This is a genomic window from Lacisediminihabitans sp. (assembly GCF_036569425.1).
Taxonomy (GTDB): Bacteria; Actinomycetota; Actinomycetes; order Actinomycetales; family Microbacteriaceae; genus Lacisediminihabitans.
In genome coordinates this window covers 32721-57781 of sequence record NZ_DATCQQ010000054.1, presented here as the reverse complement: position 1 = coordinate 57781, position 25061 = coordinate 32721, and the positions used below count along the sequence as shown (strand labels likewise).

Annotated in this window: 21 protein-coding genes and 1 pseudogene; 3 read left to right on the top strand and 19 right to left on the bottom strand. The window is 66.2% G+C overall.

What is annotated here, in order from left to right; all coding sequences use genetic code 11:
• The first annotated feature begins 365 nt into the window (after window positions 1-365).
• On the top strand, window positions 366-650 hold the full coding sequence (locus tag VIM54_RS09355; protein WP_331900789.1) for a hypothetical protein: 285 nt from the start codon (window positions 366-368) through the stop codon (window positions 648-650).
• Between the two features lie 84 nt (window positions 651-734).
• Here the strand turns inward: VIM54_RS09355 and VIM54_RS09350 are convergent, their stop codons facing one another.
• From VIM54_RS09350 to VIM54_RS09270, 17 genes are all read right to left on the bottom strand, one after another.
• Complete coding sequence (locus VIM54_RS09350) at window positions 735-1250, bottom strand: hypothetical protein (RefSeq protein ID WP_331900787.1); 516 nt, start codon at window positions 1248-1250, stop codon at window positions 735-737.
• Between the two features lie 104 nt (window positions 1251-1354).
• Complete coding sequence (locus tag VIM54_RS09345) at window positions 1355-1957, bottom strand: gamma carbonic anhydrase family protein (protein WP_331900785.1); 603 nt, start codon at window positions 1955-1957, stop codon at window positions 1355-1357.
• A 131-nt stretch (window positions 1958-2088) separates the two neighbouring features.
• The gene (locus VIM54_RS09340) at window positions 2089-2811 is read right to left on the bottom strand and encodes a phosphatase PAP2 family protein (protein WP_331900783.1); all 723 of its coding nucleotides are present in this window, start codon (window positions 2809-2811) and stop codon (window positions 2089-2091) included.
• Between the two features lie 35 nt (window positions 2812-2846).
• A complete protein-coding gene (locus VIM54_RS09335) occupies window positions 2847-4352 on the bottom strand; it encodes an alpha-N-arabinofuranosidase (RefSeq protein ID WP_331900782.1) in 1506 nt (501 codons plus the stop codon).
• A gap of 50 nt (window positions 4353-4402) precedes the next feature.
• Window positions 4403-5284, bottom strand: coding sequence for a carbohydrate ABC transporter permease (locus VIM54_RS09330; protein WP_331900780.1), 882 nt, complete (start codon window positions 5282-5284; stop codon window positions 4403-4405).
• On the bottom strand, window positions 5281-6246 hold the full coding sequence (locus VIM54_RS09325; RefSeq protein ID WP_331900779.1) for a sugar ABC transporter permease: 966 nt from the start codon (window positions 6244-6246) through the stop codon (window positions 5281-5283). Before VIM54_RS09325 ends, VIM54_RS09330 begins: the two co-directional genes overlap by 4 nt.
• Window positions 6247-6342: 96 nt before the next feature.
• Complete coding sequence (locus tag VIM54_RS09320; protein ID WP_331900778.1) at window positions 6343-7692, bottom strand: extracellular solute-binding protein; 1350 nt, start codon at window positions 7690-7692, stop codon at window positions 6343-6345.
• A gap of 253 nt (window positions 7693-7945) precedes the next feature.
• Window positions 7946-8968: a LacI family DNA-binding transcriptional regulator gene (locus VIM54_RS09315; protein ID WP_331900776.1), complete on the bottom strand. Its 1023-nt coding sequence runs from the start codon at window positions 8966-8968 to the stop codon at window positions 7946-7948.
• Window positions 8969-9052: 84 nt separating this feature from the next.
• A complete protein-coding gene (locus VIM54_RS09310) occupies window positions 9053-10291 on the bottom strand; it encodes a multidrug effflux MFS transporter (RefSeq protein WP_331900774.1) in 1239 nt (412 codons plus the stop codon).
• 130 nt (window positions 10292-10421) lie between these two features.
• The gene (locus VIM54_RS09305; RefSeq protein ID WP_331900773.1) at window positions 10422-11636 is read right to left on the bottom strand and encodes an ROK family protein; all 1215 of its coding nucleotides are present in this window, start codon (window positions 11634-11636) and stop codon (window positions 10422-10424) included.
• Between the two features lie 28 nt (window positions 11637-11664).
• Window positions 11665-13989, bottom strand: a complete 2325-nt coding sequence (yicI, locus tag VIM54_RS09300) for an alpha-xylosidase (RefSeq protein WP_331900771.1) — start codon at window positions 13987-13989, stop codon at window positions 11665-11667.
• A 24-nt stretch (window positions 13990-14013) separates the two neighbouring features.
• On the bottom strand, window positions 14014-14910 hold the full coding sequence (locus VIM54_RS09295; RefSeq protein WP_414673202.1) for a carbohydrate ABC transporter permease: 897 nt from the start codon (window positions 14908-14910) through the stop codon (window positions 14014-14016).
• An 8-nt stretch (window positions 14911-14918) separates the two neighbouring features.
• Window positions 14919-15893: a sugar ABC transporter permease gene (locus tag VIM54_RS09290; RefSeq protein ID WP_331900768.1), complete on the bottom strand. Its 975-nt coding sequence runs from the start codon at window positions 15891-15893 to the stop codon at window positions 14919-14921.
• 112 nt (window positions 15894-16005) lie between these two features.
• On the bottom strand, window positions 16006-17325 hold the full coding sequence (locus VIM54_RS09285) for an ABC transporter substrate-binding protein (RefSeq protein WP_331900766.1): 1320 nt from the start codon (window positions 17323-17325) through the stop codon (window positions 16006-16008).
• A 249-nt stretch (window positions 17326-17574) separates the two neighbouring features.
• Entirely contained in the window at window positions 17575-18777 is a 1203-nt protein-coding gene (locus tag VIM54_RS09280; protein ID WP_331900764.1) for an ROK family transcriptional regulator, read from the bottom strand.
• Between the two features lie 25 nt (window positions 18778-18802).
• Window positions 18803-19900, bottom strand: coding sequence for a Gfo/Idh/MocA family oxidoreductase (locus tag VIM54_RS09275; RefSeq protein WP_331900763.1), 1098 nt, complete (start codon window positions 19898-19900; stop codon window positions 18803-18805).
• Window positions 19885-20604, bottom strand: coding sequence for a ThuA domain-containing protein (locus tag VIM54_RS09270; RefSeq protein WP_331900762.1), 720 nt, complete (start codon window positions 20602-20604; stop codon window positions 19885-19887). Before VIM54_RS09270 ends, VIM54_RS09275 begins: the two co-directional genes overlap by 16 nt.
• A 243-nt stretch (window positions 20605-20847) precedes the next feature.
• On the opposite strand from VIM54_RS09270, the gene xylA reads away from it, so the two are divergent.
• Window positions 20848-22038 (top strand): xylose isomerase, encoded by a 1191-nt coding sequence (xylA, locus tag VIM54_RS09265; RefSeq protein ID WP_331900760.1) that lies wholly within the window; start codon window positions 20848-20850, stop codon window positions 22036-22038.
• A gap of 187 nt (window positions 22039-22225) precedes the next feature.
• On the top strand, window positions 22226-23665 hold the full coding sequence (gene xylB, locus VIM54_RS09260) for a xylulokinase (RefSeq protein WP_331900759.1): 1440 nt from the start codon (window positions 22226-22228) through the stop codon (window positions 23663-23665).
• A 69-nt stretch (window positions 23666-23734) separates the two neighbouring features.
• Here xylB and VIM54_RS15940 read toward each other — a convergent pair.
• Window positions 23735-23959 (bottom strand): annotated as a pseudogene (locus VIM54_RS15940) (acetylxylan esterase); the annotation flags it as partial.
• Between the two features lie 72 nt (window positions 23960-24031).
• Window positions 24032-25027 carry a LacI family DNA-binding transcriptional regulator gene (locus tag VIM54_RS09255; RefSeq protein ID WP_331900757.1) on the bottom strand — a complete coding sequence of 332 codons (996 nt, stop codon included), beginning with the start codon at window positions 25025-25027 and terminating at the stop codon, window positions 24032-24034.
• Between the last annotated feature and the right edge of the window lie 34 nt (window positions 25028-25061).

The following is a 25061-nucleotide window of genomic DNA, read 5'->3' as shown; positions in this document are numbered from 1 at the left end:
GCAGGATCCGATCATCGAGGAAGACGTAAAGTGTGGTCAGGAGGGTGTTGAGGTCATTGTTCACACCAAGGGTTTAACACCCTCCGCCACCGATTAAAAGCCTCCACGCTGACCCCAACCCAATAGGACTTACTCATCTAGGGCCCACCTTTCTGGGACGCGCTAGATGCCGCGAACAACCGTTGTGCACCCTGACGGCCCGTGTAGCGCCCGTGGACCTGCCTATAGGTTCTCGACTTCTTGAGTAGCTCTTCCCATTCGTCGAACTGAGCAGAAGCGACGTGCGTTGCCTTGGAACAGCTAGCCTCCGACTGGACGACCGCTATCTGGGCCGTTGGCGAGGTGGTGGCCTCCACGTTGGATCGATGGGCGCCGCTGTCGACGCGCTGGTGACTGCCCAGACGGTGCTTGAGCAGAATGTGCTGCCCATGACGGCTATGTACCCGATCATGCGAGCGGCGATGGAGAACGCCGCGCTGGCGATCTACCTGCTGGCGCCCTCCGAGCGCGATCAACGTCCGCGTCACACCTACCTTGTCGCGGACGACGACGCACAGCTGCGATGCACGTTCTCGAAGCCCATGGGGAACATCGACGCGAAGGTGGCTCGCACCCGCGCCAGGAAGGAACAGCTCGAGCGCCAGGCCTAGCCGCTGGGCGTCACGAAGCAAATGTGGACGACCGCGATACCGAAGAAAGTCGCGCCCAGTCCTGGCAGGGGGCCCTCGGCGACACTACGTCCAGCTCGCCAGGTCGATGATTTCGGAAGCAATCGACTGGATGCTGCGATTGTCGGTGCTAACCCGATGGACCCAGCCCGGCGACTCGCTTTCGAGCTTGCGGGCCATTGATCTGCTGCGTTCGATGTGAATGGCCAATTCGCTCCCCCTCTCTCGCTGGCCCAATCGAGCGCACGCAGTCTCATCAGTGGAGGTGAGAAGAACGCCGACGGCCCGACGTGTTCCGCCCATCGCCTCGCGTAATTCGCACGAGTAGAGAACGCTGACCGTCTGCGAATAGACAAGATGTGTGTAGCCGTGCTGCTCGTAGTTGGCCCAAATCAGCCCGAGATTCGACTCAGCAATTCCGAGCGCATCGGGGGCGGGGTACGCCATTCCGAGATAGTCGCCGTCGACGAGAGCATGTCGCACCCCGCCGCGCGCCAGTTGGGCGTGGATCTCGTGACCTACGCTGCTCTTGCCGACCCCAGATCGACCACCGAGGAGTATGACTTCCGTCTGTTCACCCATCCACTCACCTTAGGTCTCGGGCCGATGTCGACCGCAGGACGGACGGAGACCGGAACATGCTGGGCGGAGTCCGCGAGTTCTATCTACGTCTCGGCATCCTCTGTTCACGTTGCTGTCGTGACTACCCTGTCATTGCGATGCGCGCCGTAGTACTCGGATTGCAGACACATCAACTCACGCATCGAGACATCCCGGGAGACCCCGTATACCGTTCCGGGAAAGTCGAGGTCGCGTTGGATCGCCCAGATTTCGTCGTGCCGATCCGGCGAGAAAACCTGCGCCGGGTCACCAACGGCGATCCAGCCGATCGGAACCACCTGGCCTGCCGCGACACACGTGTTGACCTGAACGACACCATTGATGCGCACTTCGGCTCCCACGCCAATCGTGCTTCCCGGGAACAGAGCCGCGCCGGTCGCTATGAACGCCTCGTCGTCTACCTGCGACCCGTTCACATGCGCATGCGGCCCTACCATGACGCTGTTGCCGATCCTCACCTCGTGACCCGAGCGGCCGCGCACCAGTGCGTTCTCCATGACGATCGAGTTCTCGCCGATATGTACGCGCCCGTCCTCGGCCGTGATCACGGCGCCGTGCAGGATACGGGCGCCGCTGGCGATCTCGACGTCACCGATCACGACGGCCGTGACAGCGACGTACGCGTCCGGATGAATCGTGGGACGAATGCCACGGTGTTCGACAAGCATTTGGTTCCTTACTCGAAGATGACCTCCGAATCTACCGAAGTGGGGCCCTGGATGAGTGAGCCCTGCTGGCGGCTCTTCGTGCGAGAGCACCGCTCCCCCGCGCACGACGTGACGCGGCGACCGGCTCACACCTACCCGGTGCCGGTCCTCTGCCGCCGCGCCGCCGCGCGGTTGGTCTGCTCCAGTCGCAGCCTGTAGGCGAGGGGTGCCCACACGATCACCGCCACCGCCGCGCCGAGCACGAGCCCGCCGACGGTGTCGCTCAGCCAGTGTGCCCCGAGGTAGGTGCGCGAGATGAGCATCGCTAGGGTGTAGACGACGCCCGCGATCCACACCCATGCCCGCACGAGCATGATGCCGAGAACCACCGCCATGGTCGCCGCGTTGGCGACGTGGCCGGAGGGGAACGACCCGAGATCGGAGGTGACCAGGATGTCCGTGGGGCGGGGACGGCCATAGATGTTCTTCAGCAGCTGGACGATGCCGGCGCTCACGATGGTCGCCGACGCGAAATACAGCGCGGCCCACGGCCTCCTGAGCACGAGAAAGGTTGCGGTGATCAGCACCGGGATGACGAGGGCGCCGAGGAGCCCGCCGCCCACGTTGTTCATCACGAGGGCCGGCACAGTCCAGAACGGACTGCGGTGCTCGAGGATCTCGCCCATCCAGGCGAGGTCGAACGAGAACGGCAGGTTCTTGTCGCGGTAGGCGATGATCGCCCCGAGCCCGGCGACGAGCAGCACCGCGGCGGCACCGCTGTAGAGCGGCCAGCGCCGCGAGATGCGGGCCGCCCCCTGCTTGCGCGCGGCCTCGGTCGCGAGTTCCTCGCGTTCGGAGTCGGGTTCCTGGCTCATCCCCATACGCTACCCGCGCCGTGCGGTGCGCGACCTCAGCCGAGGCTAACCGCCGTCCAGGAGACGGGCGGGAGGGTGATCGAGATCGTTCCGTCGGCGAACACGAGTGTGTTGTTCGCGGAAAGCCCCACCCGGTTCTGGTCGGCGAGGGTGTTCGCCGCGTTGATGTCGTCGTCCGCGAGCGTCTGCGCTGTCGCAGTGGACACCGAACCGAGGGCCCGTACGTCGATCGTCACCGTCGCAGGCTCGGTCTGGCTCCTGTTGACCAGGAAGATGCTGCCGGCCGCGCCATCGGAGGTGGCTGCCGCATCCACCACGTTCACGGTCCCGTAGTCCTTCGTCTCGTAGGTGTCCGAGACGAGCTTCACCGACAGGGCAGTGCCGGATGCCAGCCGCGACGTGACGGAGAACGGGTAGAACGTGGTCTGCCTCCACGCGTCGCCGCCCGGCTCCGTCATGATCGGGGCGATCACGTTCACGAGCTGGGCGAGGGACGCGGAGGTCACCCGATCCGCGTGGTTGAGCAGGGAGATGAGCAGGTTGCCGAGCACGACCGCATCCGCCACGGAGTACACATCCTCGAGCAGGCGCGGCGCCTCCGGCCAGTTGTCCACCCCGTCGATCTTGTCGACATTCTGGTACCGGTCGAGGTACCAGACATTCCATTCGTCGAACGAGATGTTGATCGTCTTATCGGATCCCCGCACCGCTTTGACGTGGTCGGCCGTCGCGACGACCGATTCGATGAAGTGGTCCATGTCGACGGCGGAGGCGAGGAAGCTGCCCATGTCGCCGCCCTTCTCCTCGTAGTACGCGTGGCAGGAGATGTAGTCCACGTCGTCATAGGTGTGTTCGAGCACCGTGCGCTCCCACGACCCGAAGGTGGGCATGTGGGCGCTCGAGCTGCCGCAGACGACGAGTTCCAGGGACGGGTCGAGCTGCCGCATCGCCTTCGCGGTCTGCGAGGCGAGCTTGCCGTAGTCGTCGGCGCTGCGGTGGCCGAGCTGCCACGGCCCGTCCATTTCGTTGCCGAGGCACCACATCTTCACCCCGTACGGTTCGGTGCGGCCGTTGGCGATCCGCGCGTCCGAGAGCGCGGTGCCGGAGCGGATGTTGCAGTACTCGAGAACGTCGAGCGCCTCCTGCACGCCTCGAGTACCCAGATTGACGGCGTACATCAGGTCGCTGCCCGCTTTCTCGAGCCACACCGAGAACTCGTCGATACCGACCTGGTTGGTCTCCACCGAGTGCCACGCGAGATCCAGGCGACGGGGGCGCTCCGCCCGGGGCCCGACGGAATCCTCCCAGCGGAATCCCGAGACGAAGTTGCCGCCGGGATAGCGGATGGTGGACACCCCGAGTTCCCTCACGAGCTCGAGCACGTCTTCGCGGAACCCGTTCTCATCGGCGGACGCGTGGCCCGGCTCGTAGATCCCGTCGTAGACGCATCGGCCGAGGTGTTCGACGAAGGAGCCGAAGAGTCGGCGGTTGACGGAACCCACCGTGAAAGAGGGGTCGAGGGTCAGGTGTGCTCGGGGCATGGCGATCTTTCGAGAGGAGTCGAGAGGGTGGATTGTCGAGAGGATGGCTACTACTTGAGGCTGCCGATGGCCAGGCCGCCCTGCCAGTACTTCTGCAGCGAGAGGAACGCGATTACGAGCGGAACGATCGAGAGCAGCGAGCCGATGATGATGAGGCTCCAGAGAGACTGGCCGCCTCCGCCGTTGTTCGATGACGCGATGCCCTCCCAGAGGCCGATGCCGACCGTGATGGGGAAGAGGTTGGTGTTGGAGAGCATCGCGAGCGGCAGGAAGTAGTTGTTCCAGGTGCCGACGATCGAGAGCAGAAGCACAGTGACCACCGCCGGCCGCATGAGGGGCAGGGCCACCTGGAAAAAGGTGCGGAACTCACCGGCGCCATCCACCCTGGCCGCGTCGAGCAACTCGTCAGGCACGGCATCCGCCGCGTAGACCCGCATGAGATAGACGCCGAATGGGTTGAGTAGCGATGGCAGGATCACGGCCCAGATCGTGTCGGTGAGGCCGAGACCCGACAGAAGCACGAATGTCGGGATCACCAGTGCCGTGAGTGGAACCATCACCGAACCGAGCAGGATCGCGAACGACAGGTTCCTGCCGCGGAAACGGTACTTGGCGAACCCGTAGCCCGCAAGGATGGCGAGCACCGTGGCGCCGAGGCCGCCGCTCACCGCGTAGAGCAGGGAGTTGCCCATCCATCGAAGGTAGATGCCGTCGCTGTAGGTGAAGAGGCCTCCGAGGTTGCCGAAGAACGCGAAGGTCTTGTCGAACCAGAGCGCCCCGGCTGATCCGGCGAAGAGCCCGTGGGCGTCCTTGGTGCTCGCCACGATGAGGAACCAGAGCGGCACGAGGAAGTAGACAACGAGCAGTCCGAGGAAGAGGTGGGCGACGACGTTGCGCCGCTTGCGGGCCTGGGGGATTCGAACGGTCGTCATGAGAGGAAGCTCCCGCGCTTGCGTGTGAGGAAGAGGAAGAGGTAGACGCCGATGAAGACGACGATTCCGAGCGCGAACGAGATGGCCGACGCGTAGTTGAACTGCGCGTAGGAGAAGGCCAGGTTGAACGCGTAGATGTTCGGGGTGAAGTCGGGCGTGATGGTGCCGTTGGCGATCGGCGCGAGCACCTGCGGCTCGGTGAAGAACTGAAGGGTGCCGATGAGGGCGAAGACGAGGATGAGCACGAGAGCGGACGAGACCATGGGGATCTTGATGCGGAACGCCACCTGGCGCGCGTTGGCACCGTCGATCTTCGCGGCCTCGTAAAGGGTGGGGTCGATGCCCTGGAGTGCGGCGTAGATGATGATCATGTAGTAGCCGGCCCACTGCCAGGTGACGACATTCATGAGGCCGCCGAAGACGTTGTCCGGGCTCAGCAGGAAGGGTGCCTGCTGCCCGAAGAAGCCGAAGAGCTGCTGCAGCGGGCCGAAGCTCGGGCTGTAGAGGAAGCCCCACATGAGTGCGCCGATCACGGCCGGGATCGCATACGGCAGGAAGATCATGAGCCGGGAGAACCGGGCGAACCGGCTCGTGAGGCTGTCGAGCACGAGGGCCGCCCCGAGTGAGACCGCCATCTGCACCGGGATGAGCACGAGCGAGAACCGGATGACGAACCAGATGCCCTTGAGGAACGACGGATCGGTGAACGCCCGTAGATAGTTGCCGGCACCGCTGAACGTGGTTCCCGTCGCGAGGCCCTTCGTGAAGAGGCTCAGGTAGAACGCATAGGCCAGCGGCGCGACGAGGAAGATGAGGAAGATCAGGCCGAACGGGGCGATGAAGAGCCACCCGGCGATTGCGTGCTTGCGTTGGCGCGAGGAGCCGGGGCGACGGGTCGTCCGACCTTCTCGCGGTGAGATGCGGCGAGGCTTCTCTGCCAGCGTCGCTCCTGCGTTTGCCATGGGGATGGGTCCTCAATGTCGGGGAGTGTTGCTAAGGGTGCCCGGCCCCGTGTCGCCAGGGGGCCGGGCCGCGCCGACGAATCGACGCGTTCTGACCTACTTGACGTTGAAGCCCTGCTGCTTCGCGTACTTGACCATCGTGGCCTGCAGGTCGCTGGCCGCCTGCGACCCGGTGGTCGCGCCGGCGTTGATCTTCACGGTCTCCGCCTGCAGCTGCGCGTAGTAGTAGACCGAGAACGGGCTGTAGTTGAAGCCCTTGTACTCGTTCTCCGCGGGGATGTAGATGTCCTTGTTCGCCGTCTGGCCGTTGAAGAACGCCACCTGGTTGTTGATGAAGGCGTCCGACTTGAGCACGCCCTGGTTGAGCGGGAAGATGGTCTGCGTCTTCCAGCCATCGGTGAGCGACGCATCATCGGCGTAGAGCCCGAGGGCCACGACGGCGGCGAGCTTCTTGTCGCTCGCCTGGGTCGTCACCGCGAAGGCCGAGCCGCCCCAGTTGACCGAGACCGGGTTGGCCGCGTCCCACTGCGGAAGCTTCGCCACCGCGAACTGTCCCTTCTCGTTACCCTTGCCGACACCGGCGCCGGTAAGGTAGCCGGGCGCCCACGCCGCAGAGATGTAGGTGGCGTACTTTCCACCGATGACGCCGGAGATGTAGTCGGTCGTGAACTGGTCCGCCTTGCCAACGAGCCCCTTCTTCGCGAGGCCGGCCCAGTAGTCGAGCACGTCCTTGGCCGGCTGGGAGTCGAGGTTGATGGCGACGTCCTTCGGATTCGACAGGTCGTACTTGAAGGGCACGACACCCTTCTGCGCCATGAGGGCGGTGAGGGCGGCCGGCACGTTGCTGCCGAGGTCGCCGAACACCGGGCCGCCGGCATCCTTCACCTTCTGCGCGTCCGCCGCGTACTCGGCCCAGGTGGTGGGCGGAGTCGTGATGCCGTACTTGTCGAAGATGTCCTTGCGGTAGATCATGGCCATGGGACCGCCGTCCACCGGGGCGGCGTAGACCGCGCTGCCCTGGGACACGTCCTTCCAGGCGCCTTCGCTGAAGTTGGACTTGACCTTGTCTGCCCCGTACTTGCTGAGGTCGACGAGCGCCTTCTGGATCTCGAATCCGGTGAGCTGGTCCGCCTCAAGCATGACGACGTCCGGAGCTCCCTTGCCAGCCGACACCGCCGTCTGCAGCTTCGCGTACTCCGGGCCGCCCTGGCCGGCGATGGTCCAGCAGACCTGCACGTCGGTGTGGGCGTTGTTGAAGTTGTCCACGACCTTCGCCATGTTCGGGTACCAGGCCCAGACCGACACTACCGGAGCGCTCTTGTGGACGATCTTGTTTGTGCAGTTGGTGGGCTTGGAGTTGGCGGGGCCGCCCGCTCCGCTCGAGCACGCGGCGAGCGCGGCGGCGAGCGCGATTGCTGCTGCCGCCACGAGGATCTTCTTCTTCACTGTGGTTCCCTTCGATTCTGCATGGACTTCGTTGTCTGAAGGTGGTGCTGGTCAACCGGGCACGCGTGGCCGCGTGACGGTTGGAGGTGCTGCGGAGTGCGGGTGATCCGTGCCCGGTGGCGGGTTCTTCGCCATCCGGTCTTCTCATGGGTGTGGAGGCGGATCCATTTACAACGTTGTAGGTAAACGTTGTAGGAACATGATGCAGTCACCGGCTTCGCGTGTCAAGCATTCTGGCGAATGTTCCCGAAACTCAGGGCGCGACGAGCGTCGTGGACTCGCGCTGCACCACCGTGAAGCCCGCCAGATGCTCGCGAGGAGGGATCTCCGCCCCGGGGTTCGAGATCCGCTCCACGAGGTAGTCCACCGCCACCCGGGCGATCTCGTCTCGGCCCGGATTGATCGTGGAGAGGGTGGGGAGGGTGTACCGCGTCTCGTCGATGTCGTCGAAGCCGATGACCGCGACGTCGTCCGGGATGCGCAGCCCGGCCTCCTGCAGAATGCGCATGGCGCCGAGCGCGATCGAGTCATTGAATGCGACAACCCCGTCGAACGGGATCCCGGAGTCCAGCAGGAGCTTCATCGCCTGCGCGCCGCCCGACCTGAACCAGCCCCCCACTTCGCCGATGAGTGCGTCGTCAAGAGGGATGCCCGCCTCCGCCAGCGCCTCCGCATAGCCCGCGAGCCGAAGGCCGGCCGAGCCGATCACCTCGCCGCGGTGCGCGCCGAGAGCAACGATCCGACGCCGCCCGAGCGAGAGGAGATGTTCGGTCGCCGCTCGTGCCCCCTCGGTGTTGCGCATGGTCACGTGGTCGGTCGGGCCATGGAAGATGCGCTCGCCGAGAAGAACCATCGGGGTGCGGATGCCGTCGAGCAGATGCGCGTCGTCCTCGCCAAGGGCGAGCACGCTGTACAGGATCCCGTCGACCATCTGCATCCTCGGGCCACGAAGAAGCGCGAGCTCGGTCTCCCGGTCGTCTCCCGACTGTTCGATGATCACCGAGAGATTCTTTGTCGCGGCGGCGCGCATGACCGAGTCGGCGAGCTCGGCGAAGTAGGCGTTGCGCACGTCGGGGATGATGAGGCTGATCACCCCGGTGCGGCCAGACCTGAGGCCGCGCGCCGAGAGGTTGGGTCGATAGCCGAGGGAATCGATGGCCTCGAGAACTCGCTGGCGGGTCTCCGCGCGGATGTACGGGTAGTCGTTGATCACATTCGACACCGTCTTGATGGACACGCCGGCAACCCGCGCGACATCGTGCATCGTGATGGACATGCCTGCGGCTCCTGGTCCTCAGCGTTTCCGGGTGACTGAGATCGTTCCCTGCTGCGACTTTACAACGTTGTGAAGCCGATCGGCTCAGCGCGCGAGGGCGGGCACCGTACGCGGTCGCACGATGAACCAGAGCGCGACGATCGACACGAGCGACGTGAAGGCCATCACCGTGCCCATCGGCACCGCATTGTGGATGCCGAACAGGCCGACGATCGGCGAGATCAGGCCGGCGAGCCCGAAGTTCACCGCCCCGAGAACCGACGCGGCCGTTGCCGCCTCGTCCGCATGGTTGACGAGCCCGAGTACCTGCAGCAACGGGAACGAGAAACCGCACGCCATGATGAAGAACCACAGGGGGATCAGGATGCCGAACAGGCCGAGGTGCAGCGAGTCCAGCAGCACGATCGCGAGCGACGCCACGAACATCACGGCGGTCGAAGCGGCGAGGATCCACTGCGGACCGACCCGGCGCGCGATCCGCGAACTGGCCTGCACGCCAAAGACGACGCCGAACGAGTTGACGGCGAAGAGCAGCCCGTACTGCTGGGCATCGAGACCGTAGACGTCCTGGAACAGGAAGGATGACGACGAGAGGTAGGAAAACAGGCCGGAGAACGTCATGCCGCCGATCACCGCGACCCCGATGAAGACTCGGTCATTGAAGATCGACCGGTAACGCTGAAGCGCCGTGCCGTGTCCGGCATCCCTGCGCCGCGCCGGGGGGAGGGTCTCGACGATGAAGAAGACCGCTGCGAGCACGACGAAGACACCGTACGCGACCAGGAAGACGAAGATGCCGCGCCAGTCGACGAATCGCAGCAACTGCGACCCGATCACGGGCGCGACGATCGGCGCGAGGCCACTCACGAGCGCGAGCCGCGACAGCATCCGCACGAGCGGCAGGCCGCCGAAGAGGTCGCGCACCATGGCCATCGCCACCACGCCGCCGGCCGCAGCTCCCATGCCCTGCATGATGCGGAATCCGCCGAGCCAGAAGATGTCCGGGGCGAGGGCCGCGCCGAGGCTCGCCGAAACGTGCACGATGCTCGCGATGATGAGCGGCCAACGACGCCCGACCTTGTCGCTCCACGGTCCGACGAGCAGCTGCCCGACCCCGAAGCCGATCGTCGTCGCGGTGAGGGTGAGCTGGATCGCGGCCGGGCTCACTCCGAGGTCACCCCGCAGCGCCGGAAACGCCGGCAGATACAGGTCGATGGTGAACGGTCCGAGGGCGGTCAGGGCGCCGAGCACGACGATGTAGACAAGCCTTTGGCGGCGAGACAGCGAGTCTCCCGGATGAACGACGATCGTCACGGGCAACATTCCTTGGAAAGGGGGAGAGGGCAGATGGCAGGATGAGCGCCGCAATTCCGGAAGAGTCCGTGGGCGCCGATGGAGGGAATCCTCGCAACGATGAGAGCCCCGGTTAAACCGTAACGACGAGAGGTCAGATCTATTCCGTTATGGGCGAAGGAGCCGCGCGAAAGTTCGCGGGATCGGCCAGGAGGGCCTCGAAGGCCAGTTCGGCCGCACCGATGATGAGCAGGTCCGCTCCGAGCTCGGCGCGGGTCACCCGCACCGATTCCCTCGACGCCTTGAGCGGTTGCCTGGCCAGCAGCCCGTCGAGGTGCGCCGGGTCGACGGCATAGATCGACGCGAGGAACCCGCCGAGGATGATGAGCCGGGGGTTGAGGGTGTTGATGGCGTTGCGCAGCGCGACGGCGAGAAAGCCCAGCTGACGATGCACCTCCGCGAGCACCGCCGGATCGGTGGACGCGACGAGCGCGGCCTCGAGTTCGTTCCCGTCGGCGTTTGTGAGGCCCACGAGCGCGAGAAGGCGTTCGCGCCGCACCTCGGTCTCCAGGCAGCCCTCGGCCCCGCAGTGGCACGGGATGCCGTTGCTGTTGACGAGGGTGTGACCGAGTTCGCCCGCATAGCCGGCCGCACCGCCGAGCGGCTTGCCTCCCGAGACGATGCCTCCGCCGATTCCGCTCGCCCCGCCGTTGAGGTAGATGAGGTCGGTCACCCCGCGCCCGGCACCGAAGGTGCTCTCCGCGAGCGTGCCGAGGTGGGCGTCGTTGGCCGCCACCACCGTGAGGCCGGTCGCCTCCTCGAGCAATTCGGCGAACGGTTCGTCCTCCCAGCCGAGGTGGGGCGCCAGCCGAACGAGGCCGTCCTGGGTGCGCACGAGCCCGGGCACCGCCACGCCGATTCCGGTCGTCGTGTACTGCGAGTCGAACTCTGCCCGCATCCCGGCGATGACGGCCGCACTGATGTCGACCGCCTCGCGCACCGACGGCGTGTGGTCGACGGGGTAGCGCACCCGTTTCATGACCGTGCCGCCGAGCCCGACGACGCCCACCGTCACGGCATCGATCTCGGGGTTGACCGCGATCCCGATGGTGTGGGGGCTCGGCCGTACGACGGGACTCGGGCGGCCGACCTGGTTGCTGGCGTCCGGCTCGACCTCCATCACGAGGTCGAGGTTCACGAGTTCGGCGACCAGCGCGGCGATGGTGGAACGGTTGAGCCCCGTCTGGCGGGTGAGCAGGGAACGCGAGAGGCCACGGTGGCGGTGGACGAGCCCCAGGATCACCGACAGGTTGTGTCGACGGACGTGGTCGTTGCTGTTACCGCGCCCGGCCTGCGACGCCTCGGCCATGGTCATGCCGCCGACCACTCTGCACTGCCCGGTGTCACGCTCGGAGTTCTGCCTTTCCCAATTCTGCGGTTACGGGCTTCCCGTTGGCCGCGCCGGCCGACCAGCTCTTGGTCGACGCGGACTCGACGGTCGAGACCCCACCCACGCGCTGCACCGTGAAGGTCGCGCTCTCGCCGGTCGGAGTCGTCACGGTCACCCGCCGCACGCTCTCCGCCCGGGGCAGCGAGCTCGGGTAGACCCTCACCGTGAGCCCGTCGAGATAATCGTAGTCCGGCCGGTCGTCCCGGGAGCCGATCGGGATCACCGCGCCGTCCCGCACGTAGAGCGGCAGGCTGTCGAACCCGTGCGTCTCCGTGCGCCAGCCCGGGCCGGCGACCGTCTCGCCGGTGAAGTAGTTCGTCCACGTGCCGGCTGGCAGGTAGAACTCGACGGTGCCGTCGGCGGTGAACACCGGAGCGACCAGCAGGTCGGCGCCGAGCATGTACTGCCGGTCGAGGTAGCCGGTGGCCGGGTCGTCGGCGAACTCGAGCTGCATGGGCCGAAGCACAGGCGTGCCGGTGGCGGTAGCCTCGAGTCCCGCGGCGTAGAGGTACGGCATGAGCGCGAGCTTGAGCCTGGTGAAGAGTCGCGTCACCTCCACGGCCTCGTCGTCGAAGGCCCACGGCACCCGGTAGGACTGGCTGCCGTGGAATCGGCTGTGGCTCGAGAGCAGGCCGAAGGCCGTCCAGCGCTTGAAGACGCCCGCATCCGGTGTCCCCTCGAATCCGCCGATGTCGTGGCTCCAGAAGCCGAAGCCGCTGAAGGCGAGCGACAGCCCGCCGCGCAGCGTCTCCGCCATCGACTCGTATGTGGAGGTGGAGTCGCCTCCCCAGTGCACGGGCATGCTCTGGCCACCGACCGTCGCCGAGCGCGCGAAGAGCACGGCGTCGCCCTCGCCGCGGTGCTCCTGCAGCACCTCGAACACGGCCTTGTTGTAGAGCTGCGTGTAGTAGTTGTGCATGCGCTCCGGGCTCGACCTGTCGAAATAGTCGACCTCCAGCGGGATGCGCTCGCCGAAGTCCGTCTTGAACGCGTCGACGCCCTGGTCGAGCAGCACCCGCAGCTTGCCCTGATACCAGGCCACGGCATCCGGATTCGTGAAGTCGACCAGGCCCATTCCCGCCTGCCAGAGGTCCCACTGCCAGACATCACCGTTGGGCTTCTTCACGAGGTAGCCGGCCGCCTTCGCCTCGGCGAAGAGCGGGGCGCGTTGCGCGATGTACGGATTGATCCACACGCACACGTGCAGGTTCTTCTCGTGCAGCCTGGCGAGCATCCCCTCCGGGTCGGGAAAGGTGCGCGAGTCCCACTCGAAGTCGCTCCAGTTGAATTCGCGCATCCAGAAGCAGTCGAAGTGAAAGACGCTCAGCGGCAGGTCGCGTTCGGCCATGCCATCGATGAAGCTGTTCACCGTCTCTTCGTCGTAGCTCGTGGTGAAGCTCGTCGAGAGCCAGAGCCCGTACGACCAGGCCGGAACGGATGCCGGGCGCCCGGTGAGCGCCGTGTAGCGTTCCAGGATCTGCTTGGGGGTGGGCCCGTAGATGATGTAGTACTCGAGGCTCTCGCCCGAGACGGAGAACTGCACGCGCTCGACCGCCTCCGAGCCGACCTCGAACGAGACGTGTCCCGGGTGGTTGACGAGCACGCCGTAGCCGCGGTTCGTGAGGTAGAACGGCACGTTCTTGTATGCCTGCTCGCTCGAGGTTCCGCCATCCGCGTTCCAGACATCCACCACCTGGCCGTTCTTCACGAGCGGGCCGAACCGCTCGCCGAGGCCGTAGACGAGTTCGCCGATGCCGAGGGAGAGACGCTCGTGCAGGTAGCTCGGTGCGATGCCCACCACCTCGGCCCCACGCGCGTTGCCGGCCGGCACCCCGTAGACCTGGGCGTTCTTGTCCACCCTGAGGTAGCCGAGCGAGTTGTTGCCGCTGCTCGTGAGTTCGCGCCCGCCGGCGGTGAAGCTCAGGCTCCAGGGCGCACCGTCCGCGATCGTCGCGGTGAGGTCGCCGCTCGTCAGCGTGCTCGACGAGCCCTGCACCTCCACGACGCCGTGGCCGTCCTCTGCCCCGACGAGGTCGAACGCGAGTTCGTCCTTCACTCCCTGGTGGTGTTCCACCCGCACCCCGACGATGTTGGGCAGTGGCGAGGAGAGGGTCACCGTGAGGGTCGGCCGGTTGAGCACGTCGCCTCGACGTTCGATCTCCTTGGTCGGCGCCGTGATCACCAGTCCGTGCCGGCTCGGCCAGACGTCGTACGCCTCCTTCGCATAGAGCGCCTCGACGCCGGATCGCAACTGCCAAAAACCATCGGTGAACTTCATGGGAGCTTTCTCTGGTGGGGTGGTCTACTTGACGGCGCCGGCAGTGATGCCGCGGGTCAGAGTGCGTTGGAAGATGAGGAAGAAGATGAGCGTGGGGATGAGTCCGAGGAGCGCGGACGCGCTCGTCGTCGTGACATCCATCAGCCGGTCGCCCTGGAGAACGGCGATTGCCACCGGCACGGTCTGGTTGGAATTGCTGACCAGGAACGTCAGCGGGATGAGGAACTCGTTCCAGGTCCAGATGAAGAAGAAGATCACGATCACGGCGAGCGTCGGCCGCGAGATCGGCACGATCACGCGCCAGAGGATCTGCCATCGGCTCGCGCCATCGAGGGAGGCCGCTTCGAGGATCTCCCTCGGGAAGGTCCCGTACACCGACGAGAGCAGATAGGTGCCGAACGCACTCTGGATCACCGTGAAGATGATGATGACCGACCACACGTTGTCGTACAGGCCGACCTGCTTGAACATGTAGTACAGCGGGTAGAGCAGCGCCTCCTGGGGCAGCATGTTTGCGAGCAGGAACAGGACGATGATCCAGGTGCGGCCGCGCACCCGTCCGATGCCGATCGCGAAGGCGTTGAACACCGAGATGAGCACGGCGAGCACCGCGACCGTGCCGCTGATGAAGAAGCTGTTCCAGAGCTTCTCCGGAAAGTTGACGCGCTTCCAGAAATTCGCGATGCCATCGAAGTAGAGATTGTGGGGCAACGAGAGGGGGCCGGAGGTCGCATAGTCGGCCGGCGACTTGAACGAGTTGATCAGGATAATAAGGAACGGCGCGGCGATGAGAGCGCCGAAGAGGATCGCCGCGGCGAGGATCATCCAGTCGGAGAAGGACCGCCGAGTTGCACGCTTGCGGAGCTTGAACGGATGTTCCGCGCCCGCGGTCGGGTTCCGTCTGGACAAGTCAGGGGCCATGGTCGCCATCAGCGCTCACTCTCCGCGCGTTCTGCCCGGTTCTGGGCCTTGATGAAGACAATCGTCACGATCACGACGACCACTGTGAGCGCGGTCGCTATCGTCGCGCCATAGCCCACCTGCTGGTTCTGGAAGAACTCGCTGTACGAGTAATAGCTGGGCACGATCGTGCTCGTGCCCGGGCCCCCGCGGGTCAGTGTGTAGATGGGCCCGAAGACCTTGAGTGCCGCGATCGTGCAGGTGAGTGTCACGACGAATATCTCGGGACGGATGATGCTCACCGTGATCCAGCGGAAGCGCTGGAACCAATTCGCCCCGTCGAGTTCCGCCGCCTCGTAGAGCTCAGGGTCCACCCGCTGGAGGGCGGCCATGAAGATCACGACGGGGTACCCGAGCTGCACCCACACCATCACGAACATGATGCTGAGCAGCGCCGTGTCCGGGCTCCCGAGCCAGTTGTGCTGCAGGGAGCCGAGGCCGACCGCCTTGAGCACGGTGTTGAGAGCGCCATTCTCGGGGCGCAGGATCCAGCCGATGACGATGGCCGCAACGGCCACCGGAAGAATCTGCGGCAGATAGTAGGTAGCGCGGAGAAAGCTCGCGAGCCGGCCGCCGAACTTCTTGCCGACGAGATCGAACAGCATGGCGGCGAGAAGCAGGCCGAGCAGGGTGGGAACGATCACCATCGCGACGATCATCGCGATGCTGTTGCCGAAGGATGTCCAGAACTTGGTGTCCTGGACGAGCTCGACCCAATTGTCCAACCCGATCCAGATGGGAGGACGGATGCCCCGCCACTCGGTGAAGCTGAGGTACACGTTCCACAGCAGCGGCACCAGAATCACGACGATGAAGAGCACGAAGCCCGGGATGAGATAGAGCCAGAATGCGCCTCGACCACCCTTGCCGCTGTTGGGCAGCAGGGCATTCTCGTCGCGTGCTCTCGTCGCTCGGACTCGAGCGACGGCGGGAACTGTCACCATGACCTGGCCTTTCGTGTGGTGCTGGATGCCCGATGGGCCGGCGTGCCGCCGGTCGGCCGATTCTCTCGAATCGACCGACCGGCGGACGCGGGCGTGATCGTCGGGGTGGGGACTACTTGGTGATGTCGTCGACGCCCGACTGGTACTCGGTTCCGAGCTCAGTGAGCACGTCCTTCGACGACTTCGTGCCGTTGACGAGCTCCTGGAGCCCGGCGTTCAGCTGGTCGTAGAAGGTCGGGGTCGGCCAGTCGGGGTAGAAGGCCAGACCGTCCTGCGCGGTGAGCTTGTTGAAGTTGTCGATGAGTTCTTTGCTCTTCGGGTCGGTGATCGACGCCGCCTCGGCCGCCACGGGGATGCCGCCGCTATTGCCGATGAGTGCCTGGATCTCGGGGCTCATGGTGATGTCGATGAACTTGTACGCGAGATCCTTGTTCTTGGAGTTCTCCGGAACCACCCAGATGTTGCCCGAGGAGCCCGGGGAGAGCTTGGCGCCGGGGAAGAGGAAGGTACCCCAGTCGAAGGTCTTGACGTCGGTCACCATGCGGCCGTACCACCAGCTGCCGGAGTAGAAGATCGGGTTGGTGCCGTTGATGAAGGCCGTGCCGGCGTCTTCGGCCTTGAGGCCGGTCGAGTCCTTGCTGATGTATCCCTTGTCGACCCAGCTCTTGATGGTGTCGGCGGCGAAGGTGAAGTCCTTGTCCTGCCAATCGACCTTGCCCGTGTACAGCTGGTAGTTGTCGACCCACTGGCGGGTCGCCTTGCTCAACGCGAGCTGGTAGAAGAGCTGGCCGAGCGGGTACTCCGCCGCGGACTCGGCGAGCGGTGTGATGCCGTTGTCCTTGAAGGTCTTGAGCGCCGCCTCGAATTCGGCAAAGGTGGTCGGCACCGCGATGTTGTACTTCGCGAAGGCGTCCTTGTTGTAGTACACGTCAACGAATTCGCCGTAGTTGGGGATGCCGTAGTAGTGCCCGGTTCCCATCACGCCCTTGGTGCTGTAGCGGGCGGTGGTCTGGAGCGACGAGGCGAGCTTCTTGTCCCACCCGTATGCCTTGACGGCCGGGTCGAGGTTGGTGAGGAGGCCCTGGCTCGAAAGCAGTCCGGCCGTGGCGTTGCCCTTGTTGTACTCGAGGATGTCGGGGGCCGCGTTCGAGTTGAGCACCTGGCTCGCGGTCGAGCGGATCTGTTCGAAGCTCTTCGCCTCGAACTTCACCTTGGCGCCGGTCTCCTTCTCGAACTTCTTGATGGCGGCGTTCCAGGCGATTCCCATGGCGCTCGTGTCGCTCTCATAGTCCCAGAGGGTGAGCGTCTTTCCCTTGCCGTCGGGATCCTTGGTGACTGAAGTCGAACTCGACGTCGAACCGCTCGCACAGCCCGCGAGCAGCAGCGCCGTGGTTGCCAGAATGGCCCCAGCCGCAATAAGCCTCTTGCGCATCTTGTACCTCCTTGTAAAGGAGCGCCGCCCTGTTGCAGGCGTGGCAGCCACTCCGATGCCGTTTGTTGTAGAACACAACATACGCAGACAATGCGGCTTTCCACAACCCACAATTTCGCGATTGTCCACGACAAGCTCCGCACCAACCGCTAAAAAAGCCAGAGAACTCGGGAATGTCAACGCCATTCGTTCCGGGATTGAGCAATGTTCTCATTCGCAACAATCCGGCGACCTGAGCCCGTATTCGGCTCAGTTGCGGGGCAGGGAGGCCGGATCGGCGATGAGCTCGGAGAAGACGAGTTCGCCGCAGCCGATCAGGAGCTGATCGGAAGCGGACGCGGCGCCCTCGATGCGCACGTCTTCGCGCGCCGACCGGATGGCGTCGCGCAGGAGAGCGTCACCCTCCCGACCGCCGGCATCGTAGAGGTCGCCCAGGAATCCGCCGAGCACGACGAGCGTGGGGTTGAAGAGGTTGACCGCGGTTCGCACCGCGATGGCGAGGAGATCCAGCTGCTCGGAGATGAGCGCACGCACGCCGGGGTCGCGACTCGACACGAGTCGCGTCCCGAGCAGGCCTGCTTCGGCCGGGGCGAGTCCGACCGCCTCGAGGAGTCTTGCCTGCGTCACCTCGGCCTCGAGGCAGCCAGTCGCCCCGCACGGGCACTGGGTGCCGTCGCTGCGCACGAAGCTGTGGCCGAACTCTCCCGCGTATCCCGCGGCTCCGCTGAGCAGCCGGCCGCCCGTGATGGCGCCCCCACCGATGCCGCTCGCACCGCCGATGAAGTAGACGAAGTCGTCGACGCCCTTTCCTGCGCCGAAGACGCTCTCGGCGCGCATGGCCAGATTGGCGGCGTTCGCGGCCCAGGCGGGAAATGTGGTCGCCTGGGAAAGCATCCTGCTGAGCGGTTCCTCGGCCCAGCCCATGTGGGTGGCCTCCCGCACAGTGCCGTCCGAAACCCGCACCTGGCCCGGAACGGCGACCCCGATGCCGACGACCCGCAGTGCCGTCTCACGCCCAGACAGAAGCCCGGCGATGGCCGCCGAGGCCAGCCTGACCACGTCGGCAGGCGTCGGCGCGCTCGCGGCCTCCAGCCGCACCTTGGCCAGGACCCTCCCGCTCATGCCCACGAGCCCGACATGAATCGCATCGACCTCGGGGTTGATCGCGATCGCGACGACGCCGGACTGGGCGTGCACGATGGGGCTCGGACGCCCCGGCACGTTCCCCGTCGTAGGCATCGCCTCGTAGACGAGCCCGAGGTCGGTGAGCTCGGCGACCAGGTCGCCGACCGTCGAGCGGTTGAGCCCGGTCAGCCTCGTGAGTTCGGCCCTCGACAGCGGCCCCTCGCGGTGCACGAGGCCGAGAATGTTCGAGAGGTTGGAGCGCCTCAGCTGGTCGGTCGCGCCTCCCTGCACGGGCGTGCGCGAGACGAAGTCGCGACTGCTGGACATGCATTGACCTTAGTCTGCGTGCCGGTCACCACGAATCGGGGCTGGCCCCGGCCGGCACGGGCGCCGGACGCTCCACCGTGCTCTCCAGCGTCACCAGGCGATGCTCGTGTGCGGAGCGAATCACGGCATCCATGATCTCGAGTACGTGGAAGGCGAGCTCGCCGGACGCGCGGTGCGGGCGGCCGGTCTCGATCGCGCGTGCCATGTCGGCGAGGCCATAGCCCCGACCGGCATCCGCATAGCCGGCGCTCGGCGGCACCTCCCGCCACTCGGGGTCGGTGGACGTGAAGATGCTCACCGGGCCCGAGAAATCGTTGGGGTCTGGCACCGAGATGGTGCCGTCGGTTCCGTACACCTCGATGTTCGGGATGCGGGACGCCCACACGTCGAAACTCACGGTGAGGGTCGATGCGACGCCGGACGCGTGTTCGAGCACGGCGGTGACATGCGTGTCGATGGCGACCGGAATCGTCTGGCCGGCCAGCGGCCCGGTCGCGATGGACCGTTCCCGCTCCGAACGGCTGACGACACCGGAGACGCGCACGACCGGCCCGAGCAGTGTGACGAGGGCCGTGATGTAGTACGGCCCCATGTCGAAGAGCGGGCCGCCGCCCGGCTGGTAGTAGAAGGCGGGCGACGGATGCCACGCCTCGTGTCCGGGGGAGACCCAGAATGCCGTGGCTCCCACCGGAGTGCCGATCAGCCCGGCGTCGAGCACGTCACGTGCGGTCTGGATACCGGTGCCGAGCACGGTGTCCGGCGCCGATCCCACCCGAAGGCCGCACGCGCCGGCGGTTTCGAGCAGGCCGACGGCCTCCGCGGGGTGCAGGGCGAGCGGCTTCTCGCCGTAGACGTGCTTGCCGGCGGCGAGCGCGCGGGTCGCGATGTCCACATGCGCCGCCGGGATGGTGAGATTGAGCACGGCGTCGATGCGCGGGTCGTCGAGCAGCGCGTCCACCGAGAGGGACTCGACGCCCTGCTCAGCGGCGATCTGGGCCGCGCGGTCCTCGTCAAGGTCCGCCACCGCCACGAGCTCGAGGCCGGGGAGCCCGGGAAACGCAGCGAAGTACTGCTCGCTGATCTTGCCTACGCCGATGATGCCGATCTTCAACGGGCTGCCCACAGGAGTCCCCTTTCGATGATTGTTCGTACGCTGGGGTTCTGCACGACTTCGAGGCGGTGGCCGGGCGCCGAGACGAAGATCCGCCCCTTGCCCCACTGCCGGATCCAGATGGCTGGCGCGGTGACCGGGCGATTCCACGCGTCGAACGGGCGCGCCTCCTGCGTCGTCGTCGCGAGCACGTCGTTGTATTCGTCGGACAACACCCAGTACTGCTCGGTCACGAGTTCGAAGTCGTCGACACCCGCGGTGATCGGATGGGTCGTGCCGAGCTCGGTGATGTGCACCGTGTACGGGATGTAGTTGTCAGACTGACCGCCGGTGCGCTCCTCCGGCGGCTTGCTCGCGTGATGGGCGAACTGTCCGCCGATCATGTGGAGATAGTCGGCATTGTTGCGATAGGAGTCGGCAATTCCACCGTGCCACCCGCCCATGCCCGTGCCGTTCAGCACCGCTCGCTGCAGCCCGGCGAACTCCTCGTCCTCGATCGTGCTCATGGTGTTGACCTGCACGATGAGGTCGATCCCGCCCATGACCCGCTCGTCGGCGTAGACGGCCGTTGACTCCTCCACTCGCACGTCGAAGCCGTGATCCTCGAGGAACGGGATGAAGGCGTCCGTCGTCTCGACGGGCTGGTGGCCGTCCCACCCTCCCCGCACGACGAGGGCGTGGCGCTCACGAGCGCCTGGGGGATGAAGTGCGGTCACGGTGAGCTTTCCGGTCGGGGGTGGAACTGGTAAGCGCTTGCCCCGAACAACGCCAGCGACACTCGCGGCTTTCGGGCATGTGGACGAGCCTAGTCCGACCGCTCCCCCGGGCACGGCGCGGTGCAGCCGCAGCACGAGTCGGCTGTGGCCACGATTGTGATGGAAACTTGCGCCGCCACGGTCGAGAGCCGCTAATATGTTTCTAGAGACAACAAATCACCAACGACGCTGAAGGACATCTTCATGACCACCACCCCCACCCGTGCCGACAAGTTCTCCTTCGGCCTGTGGACCGTCGGCTACAACGGCTCCGATCCGTTCGGCGGCCCGACCCGCCCGCCGCTCGACGTCGTGGAGGCCGTCACCCGCCTCGCCGAGCTCGGGGCATACGGCCTCACCTTCCACGACGACGACCTGTTCCCGTTCGGTTCGAGCGAGGCCGACCGCCAGAAGCAGATCGACCGCCTCAAGCAGGCCCTGGCAGACACCGGCCTCGTGATCCCCATGGTCACCACCAACCTCTTCAGCGCCCCCGTGTTCAAGGACGGCGGCTTCACCTCCAACGACCGTGGCGTGCGCCGGTTCGCGCTGCGCAAGGCGCTCCGCCAGCTCGACCTCGGCGCCGAGCTCGGTGCGCAGACCTTCGTCATGTGGGGCGGCCGCGAGGGTGCGGAGTACGACACCGCCAAAGACATCCGGGGTGCGCTCGAGCGCTACCGGGAGGGCGTCAACCTGTTCGCCCAGTACGTCACGGACAAGGGTTACGACATCCGCTTCGCGATCGAGCCGAAGCCCAACGAGCCCCGCGGCGACATCCTGCTGCCCACGGTCGGCCATGCGATGGCGTTCATCGAGACCCTCGAGCGCCCCGAGCTGTTCGGCGTGAACCCCGAGGTCGGACACGAGCAGATGGCCGGGCTCAACTTCACCGCCGGTATCGCGCAGGCGCTCTACCAGGACAAGCTCTTCCACATCGACCTCAACGGCCAGCGCGGCATCAAGTACGACCAGGACCTCGTGTTCGGCCACGGCGACCTGCAGAACGCGTTCTCGCTCGTCGACCTGCTCGAGAACGGCGGCCCGAACGGCGGCCCGGCCTACGACGGCCCCCGTCACTTCGACTACAAGCCGTCGCGAACGGAAGACATCACCGGCGTCTGGGACTCCGCCGCGGCGAACATGCGCACCTACCTGCTGCTGAAGGAGCGCGCGGCGGCCTTCCGGGCCGACCCGGAGGTGCAGGAGGCCCTCGCGGCATCCCGTGTCGCGCAGGTCAACGAGCCGACCCTGAATGCCGGCGAGAGCTACGACGACCTGCTCGCCGACCGCAGTGCATACGAGGACTTCGACACCGACTCCTACTTCGGCGGCAAGGGCTTCGGCTTCGTGCGACTCAACCAACTCGCCCTCGAGCACCTGCTCGGCGCCCGCTAGTCCATCCCACCCGCGCCCGTGCGCCCCTCCCCGTGGCGGTGTTCACAACTCATGCTGTTTTCGCCGGCGCGTAGTCTTGGCCCCGCTGCCGTGCGGGAGCGGATGCCGCACATCCGAAACAGCATGAGTTGTGCGCACCGAGCGCGCGCGACGACTCCCGCCTAACCGACCCAGAGAGCAGATCGACATGACACTCGTCGCCGGAGTCGACTCGTCGACCCAGAGCTGCAAGATAGTGATTCGCGACCTCGAGAGCGGCACGGTGGTTCGCACCGGGCGCGCGGCGCACCCCGAGGGCACCGAGGTGGACCCCGAGCGCTGGTGGCAGGCGCTCCTCGCCGCGGTCGACGACGCCGGCGGCCTCGCCGATGTCGCCGCGCTGGCGGTGGGCGGGCAGCAGCACGGAATGGTCGTGCTGGATGCCGAGGGCCGCGTCATCCGCCCCGCCCTGCTCTGGAACGACACGCGCTCCGCCCCCGCCGCGGCCGCCCTGATCGCCGAGGTCGGCGCGCACCAGTTCGCCAAGCGCACCGGTTCGGTTCCCGTGGCCTCGTTCACGCTCACCAAGCTCCGCTGGCTTGCCGACACGGAGCCGCAGAACGCGGCGCGCGTCGCCGCCGTTGCGCTCCCCCACGACTGGCTGACCTGGCGCCTTCGCGGCTTCGGCCCGCAGAACCCCGTGCTCGCCGAGCTCGTCACCGACCGGTCGGATGCGAGCGGCACGAGCTACTTCAATCCCGTCACGAACGGCTACGACCGTGAACTGCTCGCGATCGCCCTCCGCCGCGACCCCACCACCCACAGCGCCGAAAACGCAGGAGTTCTTCTCCCGACGGTGCTCGATCCGGCGGAATCGCGCACCGTTATCGTCGGATCTCCTGCGTTTTCGGAGGGGCTCGTGGTGGGGGCCGGCGCCGGCGACAACGCGGCTGCCGCGCTCGGGCTCGACGCCCGGGAGGGCGACGCGGTCGTCTCCATCGGCACGAGCGGCACGGTCTTCGCCGTCACCGACACCCCGGCACACGACGAGTCGGGCACGGTCGCCGGGTTCGCGGATGCCGCGGGCGGCTTTCTCCCGCTCGTCGCGACCCTCAATGCGGCCCGCATCCTCGACTCGACCGCGGCGCTGCTCGGCGTCGACCACGCCGAGTTCGCACGGCTCGCGCTCGAGGCGGCTCCCGGCGCCGACGGACTCGTGCTCGTGCCATACTTCGAGGGCGAGCGCACCCCCAACCTCCCCACCGCGACCGCGACCCTCGGCGGCATGACGCTAGCGTCGACCACCCGCCCCAACCTCGCCCGGGCAGCGATCGAGGGCCTGCTCTGCGGCCTCGCCGACGGTCTCGAAGCGATCCGCGCCCAGGGCGTGGATGCCCGTCGGGTGCTCCTCATTGGCGGCGCCGCGCAGAATCCGGCGGTCGGCGCGATCGCCGCGCAGGTGTTCGCGGTGCCGGTTGTCGTGCCGCAGCCCGCCGAATATGTCGCGGCCGGGGCGGCGGCCCAGGCGGCCTGGGCGCTCACCGGAGCACGGCCGAACTGGCCTGTCGCGATGGCATCCGAGCCGGCCGGCGATCACCGCCCGGTGATCCGCGAGCAGTACGCGGCCCTCGCGAAGGCGCGCTACTAGACGAACGGGCTCCCGCGCCGCTCGAGGGGCACGACCTCGTGGTGCTCCTGGCCGCCCTCGTGCAACGGCCGGCACGAGCAGCCAGCCCGTGATGCGGTTTCCGCCGAATCCGGAGAAAGTTACGTCGTAGCTGTCGACGAGGGTGAACCCGTTGTCGACCCGGTCGAACGTCGCCTCGAGCGAGAAATCCCGGGTTTCGGCGATGGTCTCCGCGCGCAGGGCGTCCAGGTCATCGGGCGCCGAAAGGGCTGGATTGTGGGGCTGCAGTTCGGTGATGAGGTCGAAAAGCGCCATGGCGAAAACTCCAGGCGGGCAACGGCGGCTCACGACTACGGCCGGACGATGCACCTCCTCGGCGATCGGGAGCTAGCGCCGTTCGAGTCGTGCGGTCGATTCTCGCACAACTAGCTTCGGCACGGTGTGCGGAGTGTCGCCGGAACTCTCGTCACGGAGTATCTCCATCAGGGTGGTCATGATGTCGCGGCCGAGTTCTCCGAAATCCTGCCGCACCGTCGTGAGGGGTGGAGTGAAATGCTCAGCCTCTGGAATGTCATCGAAGCCCACGATGCTCACGTCTTCTGGCACGCGCACACCGTGCTGGGCGAGCGCGTGCATGAGGCCGAGTGCCATTTGATCGTTGCTCGAGAATATAGCGGTAAACGTTCGATCGTCCGCAATGAGCCTGCCGAACTCGTACCCGCTGCGGGGCGACCAGTCGCCGATGTGCGGCTCGCTGGGAACGATGCCGTTCTCGGCGAGGGCAGCCCGCCATCCTCTCACCCGCTCAATGGCATCCATTGAGTCCTCCGGCCCCGCGAGATGAAGGATCTCTCGATGGCCGAGCGAGATGAGATGCATGGTGGCTGCGTGAGCGCCGGCGTACTGGTCGATCGACACGCTGTGAAAGCCCGAGCGGCCGCTGCTTTCGACGGCGAGCAGCGGAACACCGAGATCTATCCTCTGCATGGCCTCGAGCGCCCCCCGGTGCGCGGCAACGAGCACGATCGCCTCGACGTTCTGGCCGAGAAGGAGTTCGACCGATCCCCTCATCGACCCCGCATCAGACTCGAGCATGCTCGAGATGGACACGTTGTACCTGGCGTTCCTGGCCGCCTCGTTAAAGCCGAGCACGATGCTCGATGGTCCGTAGTCCGGTCCACCAGTCGTAATCAACCCGATGGTGCGCGAGCGCTTGGTGACGAGGGCTCGCGCCGCTGTGCTCGGCCGGTAGCGAAGCTGCTTGATCGCCTCCTCGACGCGTTGCCTCGTGGCCGGCCGCACATTGGGAAGGTCGTTGACGACGCGCGAGACGGTCTGGTGGGACACTCCCGCCAGACGGGCGACATCGAAGATGTTCGCCACGCGCGCCTTCGAATCCTCGGTATTCACCAGGCCT